General features: G+C 33.8%; 17 protein-coding genes. 5 read left to right on the forward strand and 12 right to left on the reverse strand.

Annotation, left to right across the window (positions count from 1 at the left end):
* Positions 1 to 15 precede the first annotated feature (15 nt).
* The 4 genes from Q4Q47_RS14165 (at position 16) to Q4Q47_RS14180 (ending at position 5,005) form a co-directional block, all read left to right on the forward strand.
* Positions 16 to 447, forward strand: coding sequence for a TRAP transporter small permease (locus Q4Q47_RS14165; RefSeq protein WP_331497731.1), 432 nt, complete (start codon positions 16 to 18; stop codon positions 445 to 447).
* A gap of 3 nt (positions 448 to 450) precedes the next feature.
* A complete protein-coding gene (locus tag Q4Q47_RS14170; RefSeq protein ID WP_303307303.1) occupies positions 451 to 1,746 on the forward strand; it encodes a TRAP transporter large permease in 1,296 nt (431 codons plus the stop codon).
* A gap of 94 nt (positions 1,747 to 1,840) precedes the next feature.
* The gene (gene nagB / locus Q4Q47_RS14175) at positions 1,841 to 3,763 is read left to right on the forward strand and encodes a glucosamine-6-phosphate deaminase (protein ID WP_303307304.1); all 1,923 of its coding nucleotides are present in this window, start codon (positions 1,841 to 1,843) and stop codon (positions 3,761 to 3,763) included.
* Positions 3,764 to 4,009: 246 nt separating this feature from the next.
* The gene (locus tag Q4Q47_RS14180; RefSeq protein ID WP_303307305.1) at positions 4,010 to 5,005 is read left to right on the forward strand and encodes a metallophosphoesterase family protein; all 996 of its coding nucleotides are present in this window, start codon (positions 4,010 to 4,012) and stop codon (positions 5,003 to 5,005) included.
* A 44-nt stretch (positions 5,006 to 5,049) separates the two neighbouring features.
* On the opposite strand, the gene Q4Q47_RS14185 is transcribed toward Q4Q47_RS14180, so the two are convergent.
* Positions 5,050 to 6,768 carry a sulfatase family protein gene (locus tag Q4Q47_RS14185; RefSeq protein ID WP_303307306.1) on the reverse strand — a complete coding sequence of 573 codons (1,719 nt, stop codon included), beginning with the start codon at positions 6,766 to 6,768 and terminating at the stop codon, positions 5,050 to 5,052.
* 360 nt (positions 6,769 to 7,128) lie between these two features.
* Between Q4Q47_RS14185 and Q4Q47_RS14190 the strand changes: the two genes are divergently transcribed.
* Positions 7,129 to 9,381: a tetratricopeptide repeat protein gene (locus Q4Q47_RS14190; protein ID WP_303307307.1), complete on the forward strand. Its 2,253-nt coding sequence runs from the start codon at positions 7,129 to 7,131 to the stop codon at positions 9,379 to 9,381.
* Positions 9,382 to 9,658: 277 nt separating this feature from the next.
* Here Q4Q47_RS14190 and Q4Q47_RS14195 read toward each other — a convergent pair whose 3' ends face one another.
* From Q4Q47_RS14195 to Q4Q47_RS14245, 11 genes are all read right to left on the reverse strand, one after another.
* Positions 9,659 to 11,038 carry a sugar porter family MFS transporter gene (locus tag Q4Q47_RS14195; protein WP_303307308.1) on the reverse strand — a complete coding sequence of 460 codons (1,380 nt, stop codon included), beginning with the start codon at positions 11,036 to 11,038 and terminating at the stop codon, positions 9,659 to 9,661.
* 10 nt (positions 11,039 to 11,048) lie between these two features.
* The gene (locus Q4Q47_RS14200) at positions 11,049 to 11,897 is read right to left on the reverse strand and encodes an endonuclease/exonuclease/phosphatase family protein (protein WP_303307309.1); all 849 of its coding nucleotides are present in this window, start codon (positions 11,895 to 11,897) and stop codon (positions 11,049 to 11,051) included.
* Between the two features lie 10 nt (positions 11,898 to 11,907).
* Positions 11,908 to 13,980 (reverse strand): glycoside hydrolase family 97 protein, encoded by a 2,073-nt coding sequence (locus Q4Q47_RS14205; protein ID WP_303307310.1) that lies wholly within the window; start codon positions 13,978 to 13,980, stop codon positions 11,908 to 11,910.
* 11 nt (positions 13,981 to 13,991) lie between these two features.
* On the reverse strand, positions 13,992 to 15,659 hold the full coding sequence (locus Q4Q47_RS14210; RefSeq protein WP_303307311.1) for a sulfatase family protein: 1,668 nt from the start codon (positions 15,657 to 15,659) through the stop codon (positions 13,992 to 13,994).
* The gene (locus Q4Q47_RS14215) at positions 15,659 to 16,543 is read right to left on the reverse strand and encodes an alpha/beta hydrolase (RefSeq protein WP_303307312.1); all 885 of its coding nucleotides are present in this window, start codon (positions 16,541 to 16,543) and stop codon (positions 15,659 to 15,661) included. Before Q4Q47_RS14215 ends, Q4Q47_RS14210 begins: the two co-directional genes overlap by 1 nt.
* Before the next feature lie 2 nt (positions 16,544 to 16,545).
* On the reverse strand, positions 16,546 to 19,170 hold the full coding sequence (locus tag Q4Q47_RS14220) for a glycoside hydrolase family 2 TIM barrel-domain containing protein (RefSeq protein WP_303307313.1): 2,625 nt from the start codon (positions 19,168 to 19,170) through the stop codon (positions 16,546 to 16,548).
* A 451-nt stretch (positions 19,171 to 19,621) separates the two neighbouring features.
* Entirely contained in the window at positions 19,622 to 21,877 is a 2,256-nt protein-coding gene (locus Q4Q47_RS14225; RefSeq protein WP_303307314.1) for a glycoside hydrolase family 3 N-terminal domain-containing protein, read from the reverse strand.
* Positions 21,878 to 21,883: 6 nt separating this feature from the next.
* Complete coding sequence (locus tag Q4Q47_RS14230) at positions 21,884 to 22,681, reverse strand: carboxylesterase family protein (RefSeq protein ID WP_303307315.1); 798 nt, start codon at positions 22,679 to 22,681, stop codon at positions 21,884 to 21,886.
* Positions 22,682 to 22,690: 9 nt separating this feature from the next.
* On the reverse strand, positions 22,691 to 23,683 hold the full coding sequence (locus tag Q4Q47_RS14235; protein WP_303307316.1) for a metallophosphoesterase: 993 nt from the start codon (positions 23,681 to 23,683) through the stop codon (positions 22,691 to 22,693).
* Between the two features lie 3 nt (positions 23,684 to 23,686).
* Positions 23,687 to 25,060 carry a glucoamylase family protein gene (locus Q4Q47_RS14240; RefSeq protein ID WP_303307317.1) on the reverse strand — a complete coding sequence of 458 codons (1,374 nt, stop codon included), beginning with the start codon at positions 25,058 to 25,060 and terminating at the stop codon, positions 23,687 to 23,689.
* Positions 25,061 to 25,064: 4 nt separating this feature from the next.
* Positions 25,065 to 26,438 (reverse strand): glucoamylase family protein, encoded by a 1,374-nt coding sequence (locus tag Q4Q47_RS14245; protein ID WP_303307318.1) that lies wholly within the window; start codon positions 26,436 to 26,438, stop codon positions 25,065 to 25,067.
* Between the last annotated feature and the right edge of the window lie 58 nt (positions 26,439 to 26,496).

Consider the following 26,496-nt stretch of genomic DNA (forward strand, 5'->3'; position numbering starts at 1 on the left):
AAAATAGATCGGATTTTGAGTACTGTACTAGTCATTATTATGGCTGTTATGGTCGTTAATGTATTGTGGCAAGTTTTTACAAGGTTTGTGATTGGTACTCCAAGCTCATTTACAGATGAGCTTGCAAGATATCTCATGATTTGGGTTGGTGTTCTTGGGGCTGCATATATTTCTGGTAGAAGAATGCATGTTGCTATAGATTTACTGCCTACTAGATTAAACAAAGAAGGACAGCAAAAGCTTAAAATAATTTCAAATAGCATTATTATATTGTTTTGTTTTTTTGCTATGGTTATTGGTGGGGTAAGATTAGTGTATATAACTTTTACATTAGAACAATATTCCCCTGCACTGCAAATTCCTTTAGCAGTCGTTTATTTGGTAATCCCTATTAGTGGTTTATTAATTATCTATTACAAAATTTCGGACATATTAAACAAGCAATAAAGAATGGAATACTTACCAATACTCGTTTTAGTTATTAGTTTTATAGGATTATTGTTTATAGGTGTTCCAGTGGCATGGAGTATTGCTATTTCATCGTTATTAACAATGATGACAAGCATTTCGATGCTTCCAGCGCTAACAACCGTGTCTCAAAGAATAGCTACGGGATTAGATAGTTTTGCACTACTGGCTATTCCATTTTTTGTGCTTTCTGGACAACTCATGAACAAAGGAGGTATTGCGCATCGCCTTATTGATTTTGCTAAAACCCTAGTAGGTTCACTTCCAGGAGGCTTAGCACTTATAAATGTTATTGCAGCCATGTTAATGGGAGCCATTGCTGGTTCTGCAATGGCATCAGCTTCAGCAATGGGAAGTATTTTAGGACCAGAAATGGAAAAAGAAGGCTATTCAAAAGAATTTGGAGCGGCCGTAAACATAACATCATCAACAACTGGTTTGATCATTCCCCCAAGTAATGTGCTTATTGTGTATTCATTGGCAAGTGGTGGCGTTTCTATAGCAGCGTTATTTTTAGCTGGTTATATTCCAGGGATTCTAACAGGTTTATTTCTTATGATAGTGGCCTCATTTTGGGCTAAAAAGAAAGGTTATAAAATAGGAAAAAGAAGCTCATTAAAGGATGTAGCTAGAACTTTTGTAAGTGCATTTCCTAGTTTAATGTTACTTGTTGTCGTAATAGGGGGAATAGTTGTCGGTATTTTTACGGCCACAGAAGCTTCAGCTATAGCGGTATTATATACACTAATATTAGGGTTTTGGTATAAAGAAATTAAAAGTAAAGATCTACCTCAAATATTATTAGAATCTTGTGGTACTACAGCTATTGTAATGCTATTAATTGGTGCTTCCATGAGTATGTCTTGGGTCATGTCTTATGAAAACATCCCACAAGATATTAGTAATTTATTATTAGGAGCTAGTGATAATCCAATTGTTATTCTTTTAATTATCAATTTATTATTATTGTTTGTTGGTATCTTTATGGATATGACACCAGCCGTATTAATTTTTACACCTATATTTTTACCAATTATTACTAAACTAGGTATGGATCCTGTGCAATTCGGAATTATTATGGTCATGAATTTAAGTGTAGGACTCTGTACACCTCCGGTAGGCTCCGTGCTGTTTGTAGGAGTAGGTATTGCAAACACAACTATTGAAAAAGTAATTAAACCCTTATTACCTTTGTTCATTGCTATGATAGTTGCTTTGTTTTTAGTGACCTATTTCCCGCAATTGAGTTTGTGGTTACCTAGTTTGTTTGATTTATAATTTTATTTGAATACATTGGAAAAAATAATCACATTATAAAAGTATCATATAACCATTATAATAGTAATGAGATACATTAAAATTAAAGTTTAGTATGAAAACAATTCTAGATGTAAAGGACATAAAACACAAACCTGTTGGTCAATTTGAAGAGACGCGTTTTGAAAAAATTCATAATGTGATTTTTAATGATTCAAAAGTGGCTTCAATAGTTATAGCAGAAGAGATTGCTAGCTTGATACAAGCAAAAGCTGAAAAAAATGAGATGTGTGTTTTGGGGCTGGCTACGGGTTCATCGCCAATTAAAGTTTATGAAGAACTGGTAAGAATGCATAAAGAAGAAGGGTTGAGTTTTTCTAACGTAATTACTTTTAATCTGGATGAATATTTTCCAATGGAAAAAGAAAACATCCAGAGTTATTACTACTTCATGCATCAACACCTTTTTGATCACGTTGATATAGATCCAAAGCATATTAACATTCCTAATGGTATGGTTGCTTCAAAAGATCTTAATGCTTATTGTCAAGCCTATGATGATAAAATTTTATCGTCTGGAGGACTAGATTTTCAGCTGTTAGGTATTGGTAGAACAGGGCATATAGGATTTAATGAACCAGGTTCACATATTAATTCCGGTACAAGAAGTATTACGCTTGATCACATAACAAGAGTAGATGCCGGACCTGCATTTCAAGGCATAGAGAATGTTCCAAGGAAAGCAATAACCATGGGTATTGGTACTATTAAAAAAGCCAAACGTATAGTTTTACTTGCTTGGGGACAAAATAAAGCTGAAATTGTTAAAAAGGCTATAGAAGGAGACATACTTTCTCATATTCCAGCAACTTATTTACAGGAACATTCTAATACAACATTTGTACTAGATAATGAAGCTGCTACTAACTTAATAAGAATTGGTACACCTTGGCTAGTAGGTTCTGTAAAATGGAACCCAACACTCATGCATAAGGCCATTATATGGTTATGTGATCGAAAAAACAAACCCATATTGCAACTTACGGATAAAGATTATAATGATTCAGGGATGTCTGAACTTTTAAACCAAGAAACGACATCTTACGATCTTAATATACAGGCCTTTAATAAATTACAACATACTATTACAGGGTGGCCGGGAGGTAAGCCTAATGCAGATGATAGTCATAGACCTGAAAGAGAAAAACCAATAAAAAAACGAGTTATTATTTTTAGCCCTCACCCTGATGATGATGTCATTTCGATGGGAGGTACAATAGACCGCTTAATTTCTCAAGGACATGATGTGCACATAGCTTATCAGACTTCCGGAAATATTGCTGTACCAGATTATGAAGCTTTAAAGGTTGCAGAAATAGCCGATAGTATCTCTGGCGAAGAGGCTTTTAAAGATATAATCAGTTCCTTAAAAGAGAAAACGACGAATGATTACGATTCTTTAGAGATTAGAAAATTAAAGGCTAATATTAGAAGAAGTGAAAGTTTTGGAGCTACTAGGTTTTTGGGATTACCAGACGAAAATGTTCATTTCCTCGATTTACCATTTTATGAAACGGGTATCATTAAGAAAAACCCAATAGATAAGCATGATATCTCAATAATGAATGCTATTATTGATAAAATTAAGCCCCATCAGATTTATGCTGCCGGAGATTTAGATGACCCACACGGAACACGTAGAATGTGTTTAAATGTTTTGTTTCAGTCACTAAGTCAGCTTAAATCGAAGGACTATATGAAAGATTGCTGGGTATGGCTATATAGAGGCGCTTGGAACTCTTGGAGTACCCACGAAATAGAAATGGCAGTCCCTATGAGCCCTACACAAATATTGAGAAAAAGAAAAGCCATTTTTTTCCATCAAACACAAAAAGATGATGTGATGTTTCAAGGAGAAGATTCAAGAGAATTTTGGGTACGAGCAGAAGATATAAATAAAGATACAGCAGAAAAATATAACAAACTTGGTTTAGCTAATTATGCAGCTATGGAAGCCTTTGTTCGTTATCATTTTTAGGCGCATATAAATCTTAACGCTGCACTCGGTGGGACAATTTTTAGTTCCTAACACTTTTTAGACCGTCTCATTTTCGTTGTTTTATCTAACAATAAAAAAATCTATTTAAAGAATCATTTTAAAGTAGACAATGAACTCATCAATTTCTTAATAATTGCAGAACCGAAGTTTATACCGATTTAGTGTTTAACTGTTTGAATCATGTACTTATAATTACTAAATTTGGAGTTAAATGGCGAATAAAGTATGAAAAGAAGAAAATTCATTAGTCAGATAAGTGCTGGAATGGCAGCAACCATGTTGCCATCAACTTTATTATCTTTTACGCCAGGTATTTCATCAGACAAAAAAACTGAAAAGTTAAGTTTTGGGATTGTTAGTGATGTTCATAAAGATTTGATGCCAGACGCAGACCAACGCCTTGAGACGTTTATTGATGAAGCTCAAAAGCGAAAAGTTGATTTTATTATTCAGATGGGAGATTTTTGTTTTGGAGAAACAAAGAATAAAGCGTTTTTGAAAATATGGGAAACATTTGAAGGTACTAAATATCATATTTTGGGAAATCATGATATGGATAGACAGTCTAAACAAGAAATAATGAATTTTTGGGGCATGCCAAAAGCTTATTATTCGTATGATTTAGGTGGTTATCACTTTATAGTTTTAGATGCCAATTTTTTATTTCAAGACGGCAAGTTTATTGATTATGAAAGGGCTAATTTTTATGTAGATTCGAAATTTAGAACTTATATAGACAATGAACAAATAGAATGGTTTAAAGCCGATTTAGAGGCTACAAGATTACCGACTATTGTATTTTCACATCAAAGTTTATGGCATAGTGTAAATAACCGTTTGATCTTACAAAGAATAATAGAAAAACAAAAAGAAAAAGTAATTAGCTGCATAAGTGGCCATAGTCATATAGATTTCCACCATCAGAAAAATGATATAAACTATATTGGTATAAATAGCATGTCTTACCAATGGTCACAGAATTATACAACGACCGAACGATTTCCAAAGGAGTTGTACAAACAGTATGGTAATCTTCATCATATTGCTGGCTATAAAGATCCCCTATATGCGTTTGCAACTTTAAAGCCAAAGGGAACTATGAAAATTGAAGGCGTAAAAAGTGAGTGGATGCCTCCTTCTCCGTATGATTTAGGAATGCCACGAAAAAAAGAAGGAGAAATTAATTCACCACAAATATCCAATTATCAAGTAAACTATTAATCTAAATATTTTATTAGTTGCTTAAATAGGCTTTAAGCATTGTATCATTTTTGAAAAAACTTTATTTTCTGCTCTGTGGGATCTAAATCTTTATATTCTATTTGAAGTTCTTTTAACTGATCTTTGAGAGCATCTATTAAAGCCTTATTTTCTGGTTGATGGTAAATATTATCGAGTTCTTGAGAATCATTTTCCAAATCATATAATTCCCATTCATCAACATCATTATAAAAATGGATGAGTTTATACCGTTCTGTTCTAATACCGTAATGTCTTTTTACAGAATGCCATGATGGATATTCATAATAATGATAATAAGTCGCTTTTCTCCAATTGCTATTTACGGTTCCATTGTTTTCTAAAATAGGTGTCAGAGATGCTCCTTGAATATCTTCAGGGATTTCAATGCCTGCTAAATCCAGTAGAGTAGGGGACAAATCAATATTCATGGCAAGCGCTTTACTAACAGTTTCTTTTTTTATCTTTTTGGGATACCTGATAATTAATGGGGTACCATAACTTTGTTCGTACATAAATCGTTTGTCAAACCATCCATGTTCGCCCAAATAAAACCCTTGATCGGATGTGTATACAATAATAGTATTGTCTAATTCACCTGTTTCTTCAAGATGTTTAATCATTTTTCCTATGTTTTCATCTACTGCGGCTACAGAGCGTAGATAATCTTTAACATAACGTTGATATTTCCATTCAAGCCTTTCTTTTTCATTCAAATTAGCTTCTCTATAGGCTTTTGTTTTTGGGTCGTATGCTTTATGCCACGCTTTCCTCTGTTCCACGGTCATTTTTTCGTAAACTCTTAAAAACTTGGCCAAATCTGCACTTTTATCATTAGCTTCCAGCATGTTTTTGCTTTTGGAATCCAGACCGTTATCGTTTTTGTTTTTATATCTGTTGGATGCAATATATGCATCCATTTCCGCAAGTGTAGCTAGTTTAAAATCCCAAATAGGATACATGTGTCTATCAATTTCCATTTCTTGTGTCCTAGCTGCTGTACCTCTATTTTTATAATCGTCGAATAAAGATTCTGGAACAGGGAAATTTATAGAGTCATAAAGATTTAAATGTCTGGGAGCTGGCATCCAATTTCTGTGAGGTGCTTTGTGATGATAGAGTAGGCAGAATGGTTTATTGGCATCTCTTTTCTTTAACCATTTAAGAGATATATCTGTAATGACATCTGTTACATAGCCTTTTACAACAGTTGTGTCCCCCATTTCAATAAACTCAGGATTATAATAATCACCTTGCCCAGGCAGGACATTCCAATAGTCAAAACCAGAAGGTTGAGATCCCAAATGCCATTTACCAACAACGGCTGTTGAATATCCGGCTTGTTGTAAAAGTTTTGGAAAAGTTACCTGAGTATTATCAAATTTTATCCCATTATCTGTTAATCCATTGATATGACTAAATTTGCCAGTAAGTATGGCTGCTCTACTTGGACCACAAATAGAATTATTGACAAAACATCTATCAAAACGGATACCTTCATTTGCTAATCGATCTATATTTGGGGTTTCATTTAATCCACCACCATAAGCGCTAATGGCCTTAGAAGCATGATCATCTGTTAGTATAAACAGTATATTGGGTTGTTTTGCAATATCAACTACTTTAGATTCTTTCGTGTGTTTACCAACACATGCGATAGGAGATATAAATAGTAGACATATCCCCACAAGATAAAATCTGTTTAATCCTATAATACTCAATTTGTAACTCTTTTTTAAGTTCATTTATTTTATATGCTAGTAGTTAATAGAACTGGTATGACACCTATACATACAAAATTACCTTAACACTATAAATAGTTATAAAAAATCAGTTACCATTTATATAGACATTTGATACTTTTAGAGTTTTTGAAGCAGTTTCTTAAATGAGCTCTACATATATTCTGTAACATTTGCCACTCATGATAGTATTATTAATTCAGATACATTTGCTATTTTAAAAAGATATTTGTTGAAATAATCGAATATGCATTAAAATTACCATGTAGATAAAAAAGTGATGGTCAATTTTTGTTTACTTTTGAAATCCTATATCTACTTCAAAGTGTAAAAGGCTTTTTGTGGAATTAAGAAATAAAAAATATGAAAAACATCAGTCCTAAAACAATTGGTCTGTTATTGACTTATATGATAATTATCCTTTCATGTAAGGATAAGCTAAAGTCTGAGTATATCAACCAAAAGGATACTGTTTTTATATCTGCCAATGTCATCCCAGATGAACATTTTTTAGGAGATGTTGCGTGTAAAAAATGTCATGAGGATCAGTTTAAATCATGGGAAGGGTCTCACCATGATAAAGCGATGCAAACCATTTCTGATTCTACAGTTCTAGCTAATTTTAATACCACATTTAAAAGTCAGGGCGTCCTATCGAAATTCTTTAAAAAAGATGGGGATTACTATGTTAATACAGAAGGGCCTGATGGGAAAAATCACGATTATAAAATTGAATATACCTTTGGAATAACACCGCTACAACAGTACATTGTTAAATTTCCCGATGGACATTACCAGTGTTTAAGAACTGCTTGGGATTCTGAAAAAAATAAATGGTTCGACTTATACCCGGACTTTAAAGTGGTACATTCTGAATGGCTGCATTGGTCTCGAGGCGGATTAAATTGGAATAATATGTGTTCCGATTGCCATTCGACTAATGTCAGAGAGAATTATAACGAAACAACACATAGCTACGATACTAAGTTTGCAATAATCAATGTGAATTGTGAAGCCTGTCATGGACCAGGAAAGAATCATGTAGCTGATGTTAGTAGGCTAGGAGATGCTTACAAAAATTCTGGGAAAATGAAAATGACTTTGGATACTAGTCCAAAGGAATTGGTTGATCAATGTGCTAGATGTCATATGAGAAGAGAGCAGATTTCTGGGAATTACAACTTCGAAGGGACTATGCTCGATCACTATTATCCGCAATTAATCACCGAAGGAATCTATCATCCTGACGGTCAAATCTTGGATGAGGATTATGTTTATGGATCATTCGTGCAAAGTAAGATGTATCACAATGATGTCACCTGTACAAATTGTCATGATGCACATTCGCTTGAACTTAAATTTAAAGGTAATAATTTGTGCGCTCAATGTCACGTTCCAGAGGATTATGATACACCAAAGCACCACTTTCATAGTCAAAATTCGGAAGGGTCACAATGTATTAATTGCCATATGACAGGGAAGTACTATATGGGTAATGATTTTAGACGCGATCATAGTTTTAGAATTCCACGACCAGATTTAAGCCTTAAATATAATGTACCAAATGCATGTACTCAATGTCATCAAGATAAAAGTGACGATTGGGCTTGGGAAAATTTTAAAATCCAATATGGTGTGCCCGACTATACCCATTTTTCAGAGTTATTAGCTCCGGGTCTCACTGGAGCAGAGAATGGAATGACCGCTTTACAAACGTTGGCCAAAGACACTATTTATCCTGAAATAGCAAGAGCTTCAGCGGTAAGAGCTATGAGTAATTATTTAACTTCAGAGTCTATTGATGCCCTTCTAAGTTTTTTAAATGATGAGTCTTCATTAGTTAAAGGTGCTTCCATTGATGTATTGAGTGAAATCAACACGACCGATTATGTGAATTACTTTTTACCTTTATTAAAGGACAGTAAACGATCGGTTAGAGTGAAGGCTTTTTTCGCTATAAGTGCGTTGGATGCACTTCAAATCCCTGCTGAATATAAAGGTGTTTATCATAGTGTTAAAAGTGAATTTGAAGCCTATTTGAATATCAACGCTGATTTTGTTGGAGGACGTATAAAACGGGCCAATCATTTTCTTAAAAAGGGTGATTTACAAAAAGCTATTCAAGGTTATGAAAGTGCTTTAGCTATAGATAACATCAATAATAATGTAAGAATCAATTTAGCGAACCTTTATTACACGAATCAACAGTATACAGAAGCCGAAAATGCTTTTAAAATGATTATTGAACAAGAGCCGGAATACGGTCCGACCTATTATTCTTATGCTTTATTGCTGGCAGAATTAAATAGAACTGAGGACGCTATTGAGAACATTAAAAAAGCTATACGATATATGCCCCAAAACATTAGATGTTACTATAATTTAAGTTTGTTATATGACAAAATGAATAATTTTAAAGAGGCAGAAAAAGCATTGGTTAATGGTTTAAAAATAGATCATCGAAATGAAAGTTTGTTATACACGCTAGCATATTTATATTCAAAGAATAAAGATATAGAGAAGGCGAAAAATATCGCTTCAAGATTATTAGAAATTAACCCTCAAAATACCCAATATATTAATTTTTATAAGCAATTAGGCAATACTGATTTATGATATAAAGAAGGTTTTAAGGAAATGATTTTTTAACCATTTGGTATCACAAATGATCCTGAGTTTCTTTTTTTATTTTCCAGTTAAAGGTTAAAACCCTGCAATTTTATTGCAGTTACTTTAGTTTCTATAAATTTTAAAGATAGTTTTGTCATTCCGCACTTGATGCGGAATCCACTCTTTTCTAGTATGGATTCCTGCTTTCGCAGGAATGACAAGTAATCGCAAAAAAAGAATTTTATTCTTTACTTAAAACTATGGATTTCCAATCCATAGTGGTTTATTCTTGCCAGAATCCTTCAATTTCTTCAAGGGATTTTCCTTTTGTTTCGGGAATGTATTTGTAAGTTACAACCATAATAATCATAATAAATGCGATAAATATAAAATATGGTAAAGAACCATTCCAGATGGCGCTATTATTTGTGTCACTATCCATAACTATTGGAAAAGACTGTGAAACCACATAGTTTGCTGCCCATTGTGCTGCCACTGCAACAGACATGGCTACACTACGTATTTTATTTGGAAACATTTCTGAAAGTAAAACCCAAACAACAGGCCCCATAGAAAGCGCGAATGAAGCTATAAAAATTAACACACCAAGCAACGATAGAATACCTACAGATTGTTGTTGCAACGTGATTCCTAATAATAAGAAACCAACGATCATACCTATAGATCCAATATATATTAATGGTTTTCTACCAAATTTATCTACAGTAAACATCGCCACAAAAGTGAATATCAGATTAACAAAAGCTAGAAGTATTTGTTGTGCTAAAATGTCTTCTTTACCAAAACCTAGTGCTTTTTCAAAAATATCTGCACCATAGTACAATACGGCATTTATTCCAGTAAACTGTTGCAATACAGATAATGTGGTACCTATAGCAATGATTCCTAGTATTATTTTTGAAAAATAATTTACCTTAATATGCTTATCATCTACTTTAAGAGAGTCTTTTATTTCTATAATTTCTTTATTTGCTTGATATGCACCATGTATCTTAGTTAAAATTATTAAAGCATCGTCATCTTTTCCTTTAAGAGTTAACCATCGTGGACTTTTAGGTACAAAGAATAACAGTATTAAAAATAAACAGCTGGGAATTAATTCTGACCAAAACATACGCTTCCATCCAAACGCAATATTTTGTGTTTCTGATAAACTATTTCCAATAAAATAAGTTGCCAAAAACACTACAAAAAAACCAATAACTATTGCCAATTGGTAATAGGTAACCATTTTTCCTCGTATGTTACTCGGTGCAATTTCAGCAATGTACATAGGAGCATTCATAGAGGCAATACCAATACCAAGACCTCCAATGATTCTAAAAACGACGAGTAAAGAAACCGACTCAGGAAAAATGGATGGTAAACCAGAACCATAGGCTGAAACTGAAAATAATACAGCAGAAACTATTAAAGAATGTTTCCGGCCAAATTTTATACTTAGTGGACCAGCGGCAATAGCACCAATCAAACAACCCAGAAGTGCACTTCCTACAACCCAACCTTTCATTGCTGAATCTAAATCGAAATGTTTACTTAAATAAAATTGAGCGCCATTAATAACACCTGTGTCATAGCCAAATAGTAATCCACCTAATGCAGATACTGCTGTTATTAGTAATAGAAAAGTTTTTTTATTCATAATTTAAATCTTAGTTAGTTTTTATTAGCTGTATTTCTATATAAACAGGTAAATGATCTGAAGGATATTTACAATCTTTAGAATCACTTAATACTGCATATTTGTTTACCCTGATGCTATTATCACTTACAAAAATGTAATCAATGCGTCTTGTTACAGGTTCATTGAAATGAAAACCATTAAAAGTTCCAGACGGCCCAAAAGAAGTCGTTTTTGAAGCTTCTTTTGAATCCTTTAAGTGTTTCTTGATAAATTGTATTTGTTCCGTTTTGGGCTCCAAATTAAAATCGCCCATTAATATTACAGGCCAATTTTCAGTGTTCAATTCGTTTATTTTTTGAAGAATGAGTTTAGGGCTTTCAGTACGCGCTAACTTCCCAACATGATCAAAATGAGTATTGAATACCCAAAAACGGGTATGCGTCTTTTTATTTTCTAAAAGCGAGTATGTACAAACACGGTTGCAAACAGCATCCCAACCCATAGATACCTTTTCTGGAGTTTCAGACAACCAAAACGTAGCGCCTTTTACTATCCTAAATGTTTCTTTTTTATAAAAAATGGCTGAATACTCGCCGGCATTTTTACCATCATCACGACCTACGCCCACATAATTATAATCTATGAGTGTGCTGTCCATATATGTCATCTGATTTGGTAAAGCTTCTTGTACGCCAAAAACATCCGGTTCATAAAAATTAATTTGCTTCATCATAAAACTTTTGCGGTTGTCCCAGCTGTTTTTACCTTCTTTGGGGTGATCTAACTTAATATTGTAGGTCATTATTTTGGTTTCTTCTTGGGCAAAAAGCACTCCGAAGTAGCAAAATAGAATCATTAAAAAACTCATTTTTTTCATAGTGTTTAATTTATTCTTTAGGTATTAATGATATGGCGCATCCTCCTCCAGGAGCTAGTTTAAGTTCTAAAACTGTTTTATTGCTTACTTCCTGTTCTGAAATGTCATAAACTTCAGGGTTGTTCATATAGTGTGAATCCTGAGTGTCTTTGTATAGCTTAGCAACGTATACTTGGTCTTCATCTAAAAAATTCAGACCTACTTTGATTACTCTGGCATTTTCATCTGTAATACATCCAACAAACCAGTTTTTTGTTCCTTTTTCTTGTCGCGCAACAGTAATAAAATCACCTATTTCGGCATTCAAAACTTTAGAAGCGTTCCAATCCACACCAACATCTTTGATAAATTGAAAAGCCGAGTGGTTTTTGTAGTGTACTATTAAATCCGGAACCATTTGTACTGGGCTGTATAAAATAACGTACAAAGCCAACTGATGGGCTAATGTTGTATTAATTTGATTATCTGTTTTATAAGGGCTCAAGGAGGTGTTAAAAATCCCTGGTGTATAATCTATGGGGCCCCCCAACATTCTTGTAAAAGGCACAATAGTTAAATGCTCTGGTGGATTGCCTCCATCTTTAGACCAAGCATTATATTCTTGACCGCGAACGCCTTCACGAGAAATAGCAACTGGATAAGTGCGTCTTTTTCCTGTCGCTTTAATAGGTTCGTGAGCGTTTATTGCTACATGGGTTTCTACGCCTTTTTCTAAAACTTTTTGATAATGATTTACCATATACTGCCCGTGATGATATTCGCCTTTAGGAATAATGCTACCTACGTAACCTGTTTTAACCGAATGGATATCAAGTTTTTTCATTAATGCAAAAGCGGTATCTAATTGAGTTTCGTAACGCGTAATATCTGCTGAGGTTTCATGATGCATGATCAACTCAACACCTTTAGATTTTCCGTAGTTTACGATAGCTTCCAAATTATAATCCGGATAAGGTGTTACAAAATCGAAAGGTACTTTTTTATTCTTTTTATCCCACCATTTTTCCCAACCAATATTCCAGCCTTCTACCAACATACCATGTATATTATGTTCTGATGCAAAATCAATCATTTCTTTGGCATATTTGGTGTTGGCAGCATGATATTTACCGGAGTAATCCCAATTTCCTGTACCAATATGCATATCCCACCAAATACCAACATACTTTGTGGGTTTAAAATATGGCATATCACCGATCGTATTTGGATCGTTAAGATTTACAATGAGTTTAGACTCTATTAAACCGCCAGCTCTATCTGAAATTTGAATGGTGCGCCAAGGTGTTTTAAAAGGTGTTTGACGCTTGACTTTTATATTTTCATTATTGCCAACCAATTCGCTTTTCATTTTTAAGTCTGCCGTATTAACTGCTAAAGTCATACCTGCATAATTGGTTAAATCTGCTTCGTGAAAACTTAAATAAACCCCAGAATTTGTTTTCATTGTTACGGGCGTATTTACAGCATTTTCGGGAACATAAGTCTGCCCTAAATGTGTTCCAGGTTCGTAATATTTTAAAGCATCTATTTCTGAAAACTTGGTGGTATTGTATAAATACTCGTAAATATCCCAATCTCCGGGAATCCACCATACTTTATGGTCTTCCGTGAGATTAAACTCGGTATTTTCATCCGTAATAACGGCGTTATTTAAATGGTCTTGTTTTGGAAATTCGTATCTAAAGCCTATTCCATCGTTATACACCTTAAAGATGATATTTAACTGCCTTTTAAGTTCTGAGGTTTCTTCTAGCTCAATTTTAAGTTCGTTATAATGATTACGTACTTGTGCATCTTCACCCCAAACCATATCCCAAGTTTCATCAGTTGTTGATTCCTGAACATTTACTATTTTAAAATTTGAATTTAATGGTAAGGCCTCTTTTAATTCAAATCCCATTTTAGACGAATCAATAATAGTTTTATTTTTAAAGTTGACTCTATATGATGGCTCGTTTTTTTTAGAAAGAAAGAAGGAAACTTTTATTTGTTCATCTGGAGAGACTACTGTAGTTTCAATTACTTTTTCAGAACAGGAAAAGAATACACATATTGTTATAAATAGACTTATAAATTTGTACATGGTTTTAAATATTAATGTTCATAAGCTTCCATCGGTTGACCTCTTAAGCGTTCAAAACCTTTATAGCTTTTTTTTATTTGTTCAGGATTAGCACGCTCAAATTCTTTGTTTGTTACATGATATTGAGTTTGTAACGTTTTTAATTTTACTCTAAGGTTTTGTTCAATATTATTATAATCAACATCATTTATCAAATTATGAATCTCATTGGGATCCTTTTTTAAATCATACAACTCCCATTCGTCGATATCATCATATACATGAATTAACTTATAACGCTTAGTTCTTACGCCATACATTTTTTTAACCATGTGAAACGCAGGAAAGTCATAATAATGATAATATATGGCATCTCTAAAATCATCATCTTCAATAGTGTTTACGAGCAAAGGCTTTAAAGATTTTCCTTGCATATCTTTTGGAATTTCTACTTGAGCAAAATCAAGAAAAGTTTCTGCAAAATCAAGATTTTGTGTTAAGGCCGTAATCTCAGACTCTGGTTTTATAACGCCGGGGTATTTTATCAACATAGGCATTGCTAAGGATTCTTCGTACATAAAACGTTTATCAAACCACCCTTTTTCGCCCAGATAAAATCCTTGGTCTGTGGTGTAAACTACCATGGTGTTTTTTGCCAAATGATTAGCTTCCAAATAATCCAGAATTTTACCAACACCTTCATCAACAGCCTTTATGGTTGCCAAATAATCTTGTAAATAGCGTTGCAATTTCCATAAATCCAAATCCTTTCCAGATAGATTAGCATCATGAAATGCATCATTTTTAGGCTGATAGGCTTCATTCCAAGTTGTTCGTTGCTCTGGTGTCATACGATCAAAATCTGTTTTCCAGGGATTGTGTGCTAATTCTGGATTTCCTTTTTTCTTGGCCATCTTTAAATCATGGCCTTCATACATATCTCTGTAAATAGTTTGATATTGTTCTTTTGATGCAGAAGAACCTTCATGATTTGTAAAATAGGTATCTGGTATTGGAAACTGAATGGTGTCATATAAATTTAAATGCCGTAAAGCAGGCATCCAGTTTCTATGAGGTGCTTTGTGTTGCACCATAAGCATAAATGGTTGGTCACTACCTTTGATTTCCTCTAAATACTGTATGGCGTCTTCGGTTACAATATCTGTTGCATAACCAATAACTCTAGTGGTATCTATTTTTTTTGTTTGTTGGTTTAACGATATAAAATCCGGATTGTAATAATTACCCTGATCTTGAAGTATCTTCCAATAATCGAAACCTTCCGGATGACCATGCAAATGCCATTTCCCAAACATCGCCGTTTTATATCCCGCTTTTTGTAAAAGTTTTGGGTAGGTTTGTTGGCTGCCATCAAAACGATTTCCGTTCATTCTAAAGCCATTAATGTGGCTATGTTTTCCTGTTAAAATAACCGCACGACTGGGGCCACAGATAGAGTTTGTGCAAAAATTATTTCTAAAAATAGTACCTTCTGTAGCTATTCTATCAATGTTTGGTGTCGGTGCCAACTGACTAATTGGATGTGCATATGCACTAATGGCTTGTGTTGCATGGTCATCTGCCATGATGAAAATAATGTTGGGTCTTTTTTTAGGTGCATCAACAATAGTTTCTTTTTTTTCATGCTTACAGGAATGAAATATACTTGCAATTAAAATGAAGACTAGTAGTTTTTTCATTAATTCTTTGTTATTATTTTTTTTGTTTGAATGATTTCAGAATTAAATACTGTTTTTTCAAAAAACTGCATGATCGTATCTAATTGGTCAAAAGGAATGGCACATAATTCATGCTTTCCACCAATAACTTTATTGAAATAGTAAGGGGTTCCTAAATCATCAAATTTTTTAACAATGGTTTCAGAACCATCCAGTAATAAATACCCTGGTTTTTCAGCTGAGCAATAATGATGAGGTGCGCTTGCAAATGGAACTAAAGGATCATCTGTTCCATGAAACAAAACCGTTGGTAAGGCATTACTTTTAGAAATATATTCTGCATTCACTAAAGCACCTGCCAAAGAGATAACACCGGCATACTTTACATCTTTAAATCTTTTTAAATCATCTACAAAATACGCTTTCATATAAACAGCATTTAAAATACTCTCGGCACCAGCACTACTACCGCCAGCAATGATTTTCTCTGGGTTTATTTGTAACATTGATTTATTATCAATTATAAATTTGGTAGCATCTAAATAGTCAATGGCGGCTTGTTTAAATATTTCCAGCTTGAAAGCTTTTGGACAATCACAACCCGAACCTGTTTTTGAGTTTTTTAGTAACAGCCTGTAAGAGATTGATATACCAATATAGCCTTTGGTGGTAACATATTCTACTAGTTTTTGCTCTTGTGGATGATCTCTTGTGCCGCCAGCAAACCCTCCTCCGTGCATCCAAAGTAAAACAGGTAAGCTGTCATTGGCTTTTATTTCTTTTGGACTATATACATCCAGTTTTAAAGTATCAGAGCCTTTTATGGCATAAGTGTATGTTGTTTTGTTTTGCGAAACCACATAAGAACTTATGCAAAAGAAGATCATTAAAAGTTTATGCGTCATCTTTAATTCAATTTTTCAATTAAAATACCACTTATCAGTGGTTTGCCTTCAATAGATTGTAAGGAAATAGTTAATCCTTCATTATTTTTAATACCTATTATAGCCGATTTTATAATGCCATATTTTTCTGGATATTGCTCTGCCATATTAAAGTGACTTTCAACTAATGTCTGGTTTAAAAGGATATTAAAAACACGTTGTTCTATTTTGTTTTTAGATATTTGGGTAGATACTTTTAAATTGTAAATATTCTCAGTAGATTTTATTTTGGGTTCTACAAAGAATAGATTCACTTTATATCTACCGTTTGGGATGTTTAATTTATAGTTGGTACAGCCTTCCAACATGGTTTGAAATAAAGGCTCGGAATTTGTTTTCTTTATACCGTACGGAATGCCTTGGTGCTTGTCTTTGCTTAAGTTATATGTTTTCCCGTCAACATGTCCAAACAATCCTTCTTTATAAGGCTGATCTGGAACAAAAGTGATTTGGTGTTCTTTATCGGTAAAGTAAAAATGCGACCCTATATTGATTCCAAAACGTGAAAATGTTTGAAAATCTAAAGTTTCAATTTTTAAGACTTCTACTCTTTTTTCTTCTGAAACAGTTGCTGAAACAACTTTAATCGTATTTATGCCATTAATAAAAGGTAAATCAATATTTGCCACACCGTTTTCAAATATTACTACCTTTATTTTTTTGCCGTTTAAAAAAAGTTCAGCAGCTTGTTGATTAGAATATATTTGAACAGGATAAGTATCATCGCCTAACAATGTTAAACCATCAAAATAGTTTGTGGCAATGTGAACAAAAGGTTGTTCTTTATTTAAAATTGATTTATACCAATAGTAAATGGGTTTTGGTGTTCGGTCGAATTGTATTAACCCTTTTTGATTAATGTGAGGAATGGCGTCACCACGAAATTCGGAGCCAAAGTCGGCAAAATTCCATGCAGTCATTCCTGTCATGTAATCTCTTTCCATAATCTGTTGGTAATAGGACTGATGTAGTTTTGCTTGATACTCAATTGAAAAATCAAACTTTTTAGGTGTTTTGGTGAAAATCCTAATATCTGATCCAGGGCCATATTCAGAAAGCAATAAAGAACGATTTGGATAGCGTTTATGTTGGTCATCTAAAAACACACCTAAATCTGGAATATCTTTGTCGTACCAACCAAAGTATAGGTTCCAACCAAACAGCATAGGCACATCCGCTATTCCCGTTTCATTATACAATTCATTTAAATGACCTGCCATAACCGTAATATGGTTTGGGGCTAACTCTCGTGTTAATTGTTCTAATTGTTTGGCTAAATCTAAAGCTGCTCTTTTTTGATTTTCCTTTTCTAATTTGGTTGATTTACCGTCAAAAGCTAATCTTAGGTAGATTTCATTCATATAACCAAACATCACTACCGAAGGGTGATTGTAGTACTGTTTTACATGCTCTTTTTGCATATTCAAACTCACATCAAAAAATTCTTTTGTATTGGTTACTTTATTAACTACAGGTATTTCTGTCCAGATCAGAACTCCAAGTTCATCACATACATCGTATAACTCTTGTGATTGCGGATAATGTGCATTTCTAAGGACATTAGATCCCATATTCTTTATAAGTTGAATATCCTTCTTTTGAAACTCTATGGGGGCTGCATTGCCATAACCCTGATAATCTTGATGGCGATTTACACCAATTAGTTTTATGGGTTTTCCGTTTAAAAAGAAGCCTTTATCGGCATCAACACTTACCCATCTAAAACCAATATTTTGGTGCTTCTCATCTAAAACGTTTTCTTTTTCATCTAAAAGCAGAATATGCAATTTATATAAATATGGGTTTTCTGGTGACCATAATTTAGGATTATATATTTCTGAAAATTTAATATTTAGCGATTCTGAAGCTTCGGCACTGCTTTTAAAATCTAAAGCTTTAGCAAAAATCGTTGTGTTTTTTGCATCTAAAAGAGTTACTTTAAGCTTATTGTTTATTTGTCTATTTTCAAAATTGTCAATTAATATTTTTACTTCTACACCTGCTTTTTCTTCTGAAATACTATAATAATTCACATAAAACCCATCAGATGCAAAGTCTGAAAGCGAGATGTGTTGTTTGGGTTTAGAGATTAATTCAACATCGCGATATATGCCTCCATAAAATGTAAAATCTGCATCAAGTGGTGGAATGTTTGGGTTATGGCTATTATCAACTTTTACTTCAACTAAGTTGTAAGCATCAAATTTTAACCATTTGGTAATGTTGAAATTAAATGCTGTATAACCACCTTTGTGATTACCAATTAGTTGGCCATTTACATAGACATGAGTTTCTTGGTTTACACCTTTAAAATGAATATAATGGATTAAGTTTTTGCTTTCAGCAGAAAAATAAAGTTTTTTTTTATACCAGCCAACACCTCTGTGATATCCTTTTTCATCATCAAAAGCATCCTCTTTATTCCAAGTATGTGGAATATTTACTGTTTCCCAATTTTGAGACGTTTTATCATCTAAAACAAACTGCCATCCTGAGTTTATAGTGATATTTTGAGCCTCTATTTTAAAAGGAGAAAACCCCAAAATTAAAATAAAAAAAGTAAAACTAATTTTGAATTTGTGATTCATTTTCAAACGTAAGCGGTTAAATTTAAATACCTGCATGGAATGTCTACATTGTTTTTTTACAATGAACTCATTTAAACTTTTTCAATTGGCTAAAAAAATACCCTTTTATGTCCATTTTTTATCTTTTTTTCCTTCCGTAACCCTACTATGCAACTCAAAAAAGCCTTCAAGTGGAAATAAAATTGCTAATTTTCGCTACAATCCAAAAAGTTTAAATAAGTTCAATAAAACGAATTTAGATTCTTCAGTCGTTCCTCCTTCTGAATGACATTACGATTTCTTTTGTTAAGGTGTCGTGTCATTCAGAGTACTTCGACTACGCTCAGTACAGGCTATAGCGAAGAATCTCATAATTATAAGACTTCTCTTCGTTTATTTTCCACTCTGTCGAAATGACAACTATTTAATAATTAATTAAAATCAAACAGGTTTTATATTGAACTCACATTAACTACTCTAAAGTAAAAGTGTGCTCAAAATCAAACTCTGAAGAGCCTTTAATAGCTATTTCAAATTCACCTGGTTCAACGGTAAATATCTCATTATTATAATACTTTAGATCTTCAGCAGTTAAATTAAAACTCAGGGTCTGACTTTCCCCTTTTTTAAGAAAAACTTTTTTGAAGCCTTTAAGTTCTTTCACCGGTCGTGTAATGCTACCGACTTTATCATGCACATACAACTGTACCACTTCGTATCCATCATAATCACCAGTATTTGTAATAGAAATTGACGCTGTTAACGTATCTGAAAACCCCATAGTGGTTGTCGATAATTTAAAATCAGAATAGTCATAATTAGTATAACTCAAACCGTGTCCAAAAGAGAATAAAGGTGTGTTTTGTATATCAATATAATTGGATTTATAATCCTCCTTTGGATTATTAGGTGGAATAGGACGTCCCGTATTTTTCATGTTGTAATAAATAGGTACTTGCCCTAAAGTCCTTGGAAAGGTAACTGGTAACTTTCCTGAGGGGTTATAGCTACCAAAAAGGACATCAGCAACTCCATGCCCTCCACTGGTGCCTGGAAACCAGGTTTCTAAAATAGCATCCGCTAGTGTAACTTCTTCAGATAAATCTAACGGGCGACCGTTCATTAAAATCAAAACAATTTTTTTGTTAGGTACCGCTTTTCTTATTGCTTTTATCAAATCTGTTTGGCGTCCGGGTAGTTTAATATTGGTTCTACTAGCTGCTTCACCACTCATATCGTAATCTTCTCCAACGACCATAAGTACTTTATCTGCATGTCTAGCAGCTTTAATGGCGGACTGAAACCCGCTATCATCATCACCTTCAATCTCACAACCTTTAGCGTAAATAACTTTTGCCTTGTTTAAGTACTCCTGAACACCTTGATATACACTTATGGCTTTTCCTTTTCTATCTCCTGCTGCTGCCCAATTACCAATAATATTTTCTTTGTCTTTTACTAATGGCCCTATCAATGCAATGGTTTGATTTTTATCTAACGGAAGTGCCTTGTCGTCATTTTTTAATAATACAGAAGACATAGCTGCAGACTTTCGTGCTGCTTCTAAAAATTCTGGTTTGTAAATCACTTCCTTTTCGCGTTGCTCATTGCAGTACCTATAAGGATCATCAAATAATCCTAATTTGTATTTGGTTAAGAGAATTCGTCGACATGCATCATCGATAAGCGCTATATCTACTTTACCTTCATTCACTAATGCTTCTAGATATAAACGATTCGCATCACTCATCATATCCATATCAATTCCTGCATCGATGGCTAATTTGGTTGCTTCCTTTTCGTCTTTGGCAAATCCATGGGGTACCAATTCATTAATAGCTGTATAATCTGTTACGACAAAGCCATTGAAGTCCCATTCGTCTCTCAAAATATCTCTAAAAATGAATTTATTACCTGTTGCAGGGACACCATTAAGCTCATTAAAAGCGGTCATAAAAGTTTCAACACCAACATCTACTGCAGCTTCAAAAGGAGGGAGGTACACATTTCTTAATTCATCTTCTCCCATATTTACAGTGTGATAATCGCGTCCTGCCTGAGCGGCACCATAGCCTACGAAGTGTTTTGCACATGCTAGAATAGTATTGTGCTTTGATAAATCGTCTCCTTGAAAACCTTTTACATAAGCTTTTGCAATTTCGCTTCCTAAATAGACATCTTCACCTGCACCTTCAGAAATACGACCCCAACGCGGATCTCTTCCTATATCAACCATTGGCGCAAATGTCCAATGTATACCTTCAGCTGATGCTTCCTCTGCTGCAATACGGGATCCTTTTTCAATATCTTCTAAATCCCAACTTGCTGCCAATCCTAAATTAATTGGAAAAATGGTTCTAAATCCATGAATCACATCGTACCCAAATAACAATGGAATACCCAAACGGGTTTCTTCAACTGCCATTTTTTGCAAATCTCTTGTGCCTTTTACGGAATATACATTGAGCATGGCACCTACATTTCCCTCTTTGATATATTTTTTGTTATTTGAACTTACCGTTGGCCCTGTAACCGTCCAGCCACCACTATACATTATAGTTTGACCAATTTTTTCCCTTAGAGTCATTAAGCCCATTAACGAATCTACTTTCACATCATAAGGCGTAGGTTCTGATAATTTAGTTGGATTTTTTTCTGTATTCGAATGACAGCTAAAAACAATGATAATTATTAAAAAAATGCTGAATTTGGTTAGTGTTTTACTCATCTTTTGTTACTTTTTATTAGAAAATAGCCAGGATAAAAGCTCAGGTTCTGCAAATGCAGAATCCCAACTATTGTGATTGTCTTTGGCATATAGTGTGAAATTGGGTTTACCACCATGTTCTAAAATACCATCAACCATTTTAACTGATGATTGGGGGTTAACAACATGATCATTGGCTCCGTGAAATACCCAAAATGGGGTGGTTTGGGCATATACTTTTGTTGCTTTAGGGTTTCCTGCACCACAAATAGAAAAAGCGGCAGCAAATAACCCTGGCTTACGGTAAACAATTTCAAAAGTACCCATCCCCCCCATAGATAAACCGCCGACATAGATTTGTTGTTTGTTCACATAATGTTTTGAAACCATGTCGTCCATTAACTGCATAACCAATTCCATAGGTTTTGTTGGTTGAATATTTAACGGAAACTCAATTTTTATGGGTTTTGAAGTTCTATCTACCTCAGCACTTGCCCAAAAGGAATTTCGAGGACATTGCGGAAAAATGACGATGGCAGGAAAATCATCTCGATTTTCTTTAGAGGCAAACAATTTACTACCATGAACCAATTGTGCTTTGTTGTCATCACCACGTTCTCCTGCGCCGTGAAGAAATAACACCATAGGATATTGTTTTGCTTCATCGAAGTTTTTAGGTAGCATCATGCGGTACTTCAACGTATCAGCATTATTTATAAATAGCTTAGAATTATATAATTCTTTATGCTGAGCAAAAGATATGCTAACATAAAAAGCAAGTAATAATCCTGTAATTAATTTTATATAATTTTTACAAATAGCCATATCCTTGAATTAAATATTAACGTTTTCAAAAATGAATTCATGCTCAGGTTCTTTTTTATAAGCATCTAACCATGGGGAATATGTTTTTACAGAAATGATTTTTGCTTTTTTATCTACTTTAATGATTCGCAAATAACCCGAATCCCCTTTTTCAACGCCTTTTACATTTTTTTGATAGTTGGCAAGCATTTGATAAACATTATTTCCATGACTGTTTTTAGAAACCAATGTACCAACACCAGAACCCAAAACATGTCCAGAAAATACCATGATTGTGTTTTTATTTGGATTTATTAATTTATTCCAAAGTTGACCGCCATCATTTACAGCATTTTTGCCTGTCTCTTTTCCAACACCATATTTTTGTGGTAAGTACCAATCTTCACCATCAAGCAATGTATTGTCGTTATACATGTAAGCATGCGTATTTATAATTATTTTGTGGTTGGGATGCTTTTCAATTAGATTATTTGCCCATTCGATTGTTTTGTTTTGAGGTCCAAACTCTAATGAAAAAATCAACCATTTTTCTCCTATAATGCTATACTCCGCACATGAATTATCTATAGTGTTTTCTGGAAATGTGGCTATTGTTTTAGAGTGTTGAACATATTCTTTTACAGGAAAAAAAGTATTTGCGAATACTGTATTTCTTGTATCAGCAAATTTGCCTGGTCCGCTTCCCATATCATGATTACCAAGCGCTATATTGTAAGGTGTTTTTCCATTTAAAAGAGAAAAACCCGCTTCTGCAATTGCCCATTCTTTTTCAGAGTTGTTTTGAGTAACATCTCCTACATGCAAGACAAAAGAAAATCTGTCATTTTGATTTGCAATCCATTCCATTTGTTTCATGTAAACTTTAGGGAATTCTTCAACATAGGTTTGTGTATCAGGAAGTACGACGAACTCAAAACTGTTTTGTGTGCATGAAGAGATATTTAGCACACAACCAATTGCTAGTATTAAGTTTAATATATATGTTTTTTTTAACTTCATCATATATTAGTAGTTGAACCCTAGTTTATCCAACCCTTTTTTTATATCCTCATTTTCCATAAATAAATTCCATAGTAAACCTGTTCTATGGTTTTCAATCATCACTATTTGAGGGCCTTGATCTATAGCTAAATAGGCTTCTGCAACCCAAAAATTATGATGAGGGCTAAACGCATCGTAAAACCCAGCAGGACCTAATAATTTCTCTTTATTTTGATACATATAATGCATTACTTTTAGAGATTCATTAGGTGTATAAGGTATAGAGCTTATTGCAGCCGTTGGAGATACAACGCCTTTATCGTTTGATGGACTATGAGCCGAATATCCAATAGAGCCATCGGCATTTCTTGAATAACTAGCTGTTAACCCCCAACAGTCCTCACCATAATCAATATAATTTTGGGGGTTAATAATGCAATATTGACGATTGATTTTTGTATGATTAACAGCTAGATTCCAATAATTTCCATATTGATCGGTTAAGTTTTTAGGGTTTAATCCTAGAAAGGAATAATGGCTAAAAAACAGAGGTCCTCCTAAGTTTGAACCGCCAGCATGTTTTAAAACTAAAGGAAAACCATATTGTGAGCTAGAAGACACTATATTTCCACTGCCTGCCCAACCTTTTTCGTAAGTTGTTTTTGTAATGCTATAATCTGGTGAGGCAGCAGCCAAAATATATGTGATTAAAACTTCATTATATCCTGCGAGCTTTAAATTTATATCGAAACCATGATTAGGGCTCCAATGCCAATATAAAGTCTCTTGGTTTTGTGTGTACCAATTCCATTCAACACCTTTCCAAAGTTCATCAGCTTTTTCTGCCAGTGATTTTTCGGTATCGGTGCCATTTTTTAAATACTCTTTAACGCAAATTAATCCTTGAACCAAAAATGCGGTCTCCACTAAATCGCCACCATCATCTTTAGTACTAAAGGGAATCGTATGGCCTGAATTACCATCAATCCAGTGGGACCATGCCCCATGAAAACGATCTGCATTTTCTAAAAAAGTCAAGATTTTACTCAGTCTTGAGACGCCTTGTTCTCTAGTAATAAAACCGCGTTCAACAGCAACGATGATACTCATTAACCCAAAACCTGTTCCGCCAGATGTCACTACATTTTGATTTAAAGTAGGATTATTTGGATGGTATCTTTCCTTCGCTGCTCCAGAATTGGTGTTAGCAAAATCCCAAAAATATTTAAAGGTTTCTTTTTGGGTTAAATCCATCATTTCTTCATCGCTAAGAGGTACAATAACTTCAGGCTCGTCATCTGAGCCTGGAATGTAAGGTTCTTGATACCCTGAACCATTATCTTTTGAGCATGAAAAAATTATAAAGCCAAGAAAGAGTATGTAAAATTGTCTTACCATTTAATTATTTTTTTAAATACTTAAAACCTAATTTGTCTAGTCCAGTTTGAACATCTTTATTTGCCATAAACAATTTCCACAGCATTCCAGAGCGATAATTTTCAATCATTAAAGGAATAGGCCCTTGGTCTATTGCTAAATAACGTGGTAAATACCAGTTATCTTGAAAACTAAAAGCATCGTAAGGGCCATATTCCCCTATTAATGAATCATGATTTTTATATAGTTTCTTTAACATTTTCATACTTTCCTTAGGTGTATAAGGAAATGAAGCTAGTGCAGCGGTTGGTGCTATGACACCTATATCTTTATCTGGTCTATGGCCTTTGTACCCTTTTATAGAATAACTAGATGTTAAACCCCAAATGCTATCACCATAACCTTCATGATTTTTTGGGTTTTCTACAGCGTGCTTATGGTGAATTTTAGCTTGATTTTGAACTAATTTCCAATAATCTGCATACTTATCTGATAAACTATTTGGATTTAAACCAACATAAGAATAGTGACCCCAAAACATAGGGCCTATAGGTGATTTATCATGTTCATAATAGTCAAGAATGACATCTTCATCATAATATTTTTCAGAAGAAACAATAGCACCATTTCTTGCCCACCCTTTATGATAAACTGAAGCATTAATTGGATGCGTTGGTGATGCAGCTGCTAAAACATACATAATTAAACATTCGTTATAACCACCAACAGGAAAATTCATGTCCCATCCATATTCTGGAGACCAATGCCAGTATAATACGTCTTCGCCATTTTTTGTATACCAATCCCATTCTACTTCTCTCCAAAGTTTGTCTATTTTATCAACAAGTGCTTGCTCTTTATCATTACCATCTTTAAAATATTCGGCTACGGTTAACAAGCCTTGAACTAAAAATGCAGTTTCGACCAAATCTCCTCCATTATCTTTTTTGCTAAAGGGCATCATCTTACCCGTTTCACCGTTAAGCCAATGTGGCCATACGCCATGATATCTATCCGCTTTTTCAAGGAAATCTACTATTTTAACAAATCGAGAAAACGCCTGATTTTTAGTAATAAAACCCCTTTTCACACCAACCAAAATAGCCATTAAGCCAAAACCACTTCCTCCTGTCGTAACGGTGTGTTTAGGTGATGTCGGATAAATATCATCCATATGCAAACGCTCGCGCGCAAGACCAGAAGTAGGCTCTGCGCCTTCCCAAAAATAATTGAAAGTTTGTTTTTGGATTGAATCCAACAAAACCTCATCATCTGGTAATACATTGTTACTTACTAATTCATTATTTATTGCAACATCCTTATTGTTTTTACAACTAAAGCTGAAAAACATTATTAGTAGTAATAATAAAAATGATTTATTTTTTTGAAAAAACTTCATAGAAATGCGCTAATTAATTTCATCTGCATTTTCTAAGAAAATGCAGATGAAAATTCAA

The sequence above is a fragment of the Flavivirga spongiicola genome (assembly GCF_030540825.1).
GTDB lineage: Bacteria > Bacteroidota > Bacteroidia > Flavobacteriales > Flavobacteriaceae > Flavivirga > Flavivirga spongiicola.

Bases quoted from the DNA above. Each gene is read 5' to 3' on its own strand.
- Q4Q47_RS14170 (WP_303307303.1), top strand. From the start codon at position 451: ATGGAATACTTACCAATACTCGTTTTAGTTATTAGTTTTATAGGATTA.
- nagB (WP_303307304.1), top strand. From the start codon at position 1,841: ATGAAAACAATTCTAGATGTAAAGGACATAAAACACAAACCTGTTGGT.
- Q4Q47_RS14180 (WP_303307305.1), top strand. From the start codon at position 4,010: ATGAAAAGAAGAAAATTCATTAGTCAGATAAGTGCTGGAATGGCAGCA.
- Q4Q47_RS14185 (WP_303307306.1), bottom strand. From the start codon at position 6,768: ATGAACTTAAAAAAGAGTTACAAATTGAGTATTATAGGATTAAACAGA.
- Q4Q47_RS14190 (WP_303307307.1), top strand. From the start codon at position 7,129: ATGAAAAACATCAGTCCTAAAACAATTGGTCTGTTATTGACTTATATG.
- Q4Q47_RS14195 (WP_303307308.1), bottom strand. From the start codon at position 11,038: ATGAATAAAAAAACTTTTCTATTACTAATAACAGCAGTATCTGCATTA.
- Q4Q47_RS14200 (WP_303307309.1), bottom strand. From the start codon at position 11,897: ATGAAAAAAATGAGTTTTTTAATGATTCTATTTTGCTACTTCGGAGTG.
- Q4Q47_RS14205 (WP_303307310.1), bottom strand. From the start codon at position 13,980: ATGTACAAATTTATAAGTCTATTTATAACAATATGTGTATTCTTTTCC.
- Q4Q47_RS14210 (WP_303307311.1), bottom strand. From the start codon at position 15,659: ATGAAAAAACTACTAGTCTTCATTTTAATTGCAAGTATATTTCATTCC.
- Q4Q47_RS14215 (WP_303307312.1), bottom strand. From the start codon at position 16,543: ATGACGCATAAACTTTTAATGATCTTCTTTTGCATAAGTTCTTATGTG.
- Q4Q47_RS14220 (WP_303307313.1), bottom strand. From the start codon at position 19,170: ATGAATCACAAATTCAAAATTAGTTTTACTTTTTTTATTTTAATTTTG.
- Q4Q47_RS14225 (WP_303307314.1), bottom strand. From the start codon at position 21,877: ATGAGTAAAACACTAACCAAATTCAGCATTTTTTTAATAATTATCATT.
- Q4Q47_RS14230 (WP_303307315.1), bottom strand. From the start codon at position 22,681: ATGGCTATTTGTAAAAATTATATAAAATTAATTACAGGATTATTACTT.
- Q4Q47_RS14235 (WP_303307316.1), bottom strand. From the start codon at position 23,683: ATGATGAAGTTAAAAAAAACATATATATTAAACTTAATACTAGCAATT.
- Q4Q47_RS14240 (WP_303307317.1), bottom strand. From the start codon at position 25,060: ATGGTAAGACAATTTTACATACTCTTTCTTGGCTTTATAATTTTTTCA.
- Q4Q47_RS14245 (WP_303307318.1), bottom strand. From the start codon at position 26,438: ATGAAGTTTTTTCAAAAAAATAAATCATTTTTATTATTACTACTAATA.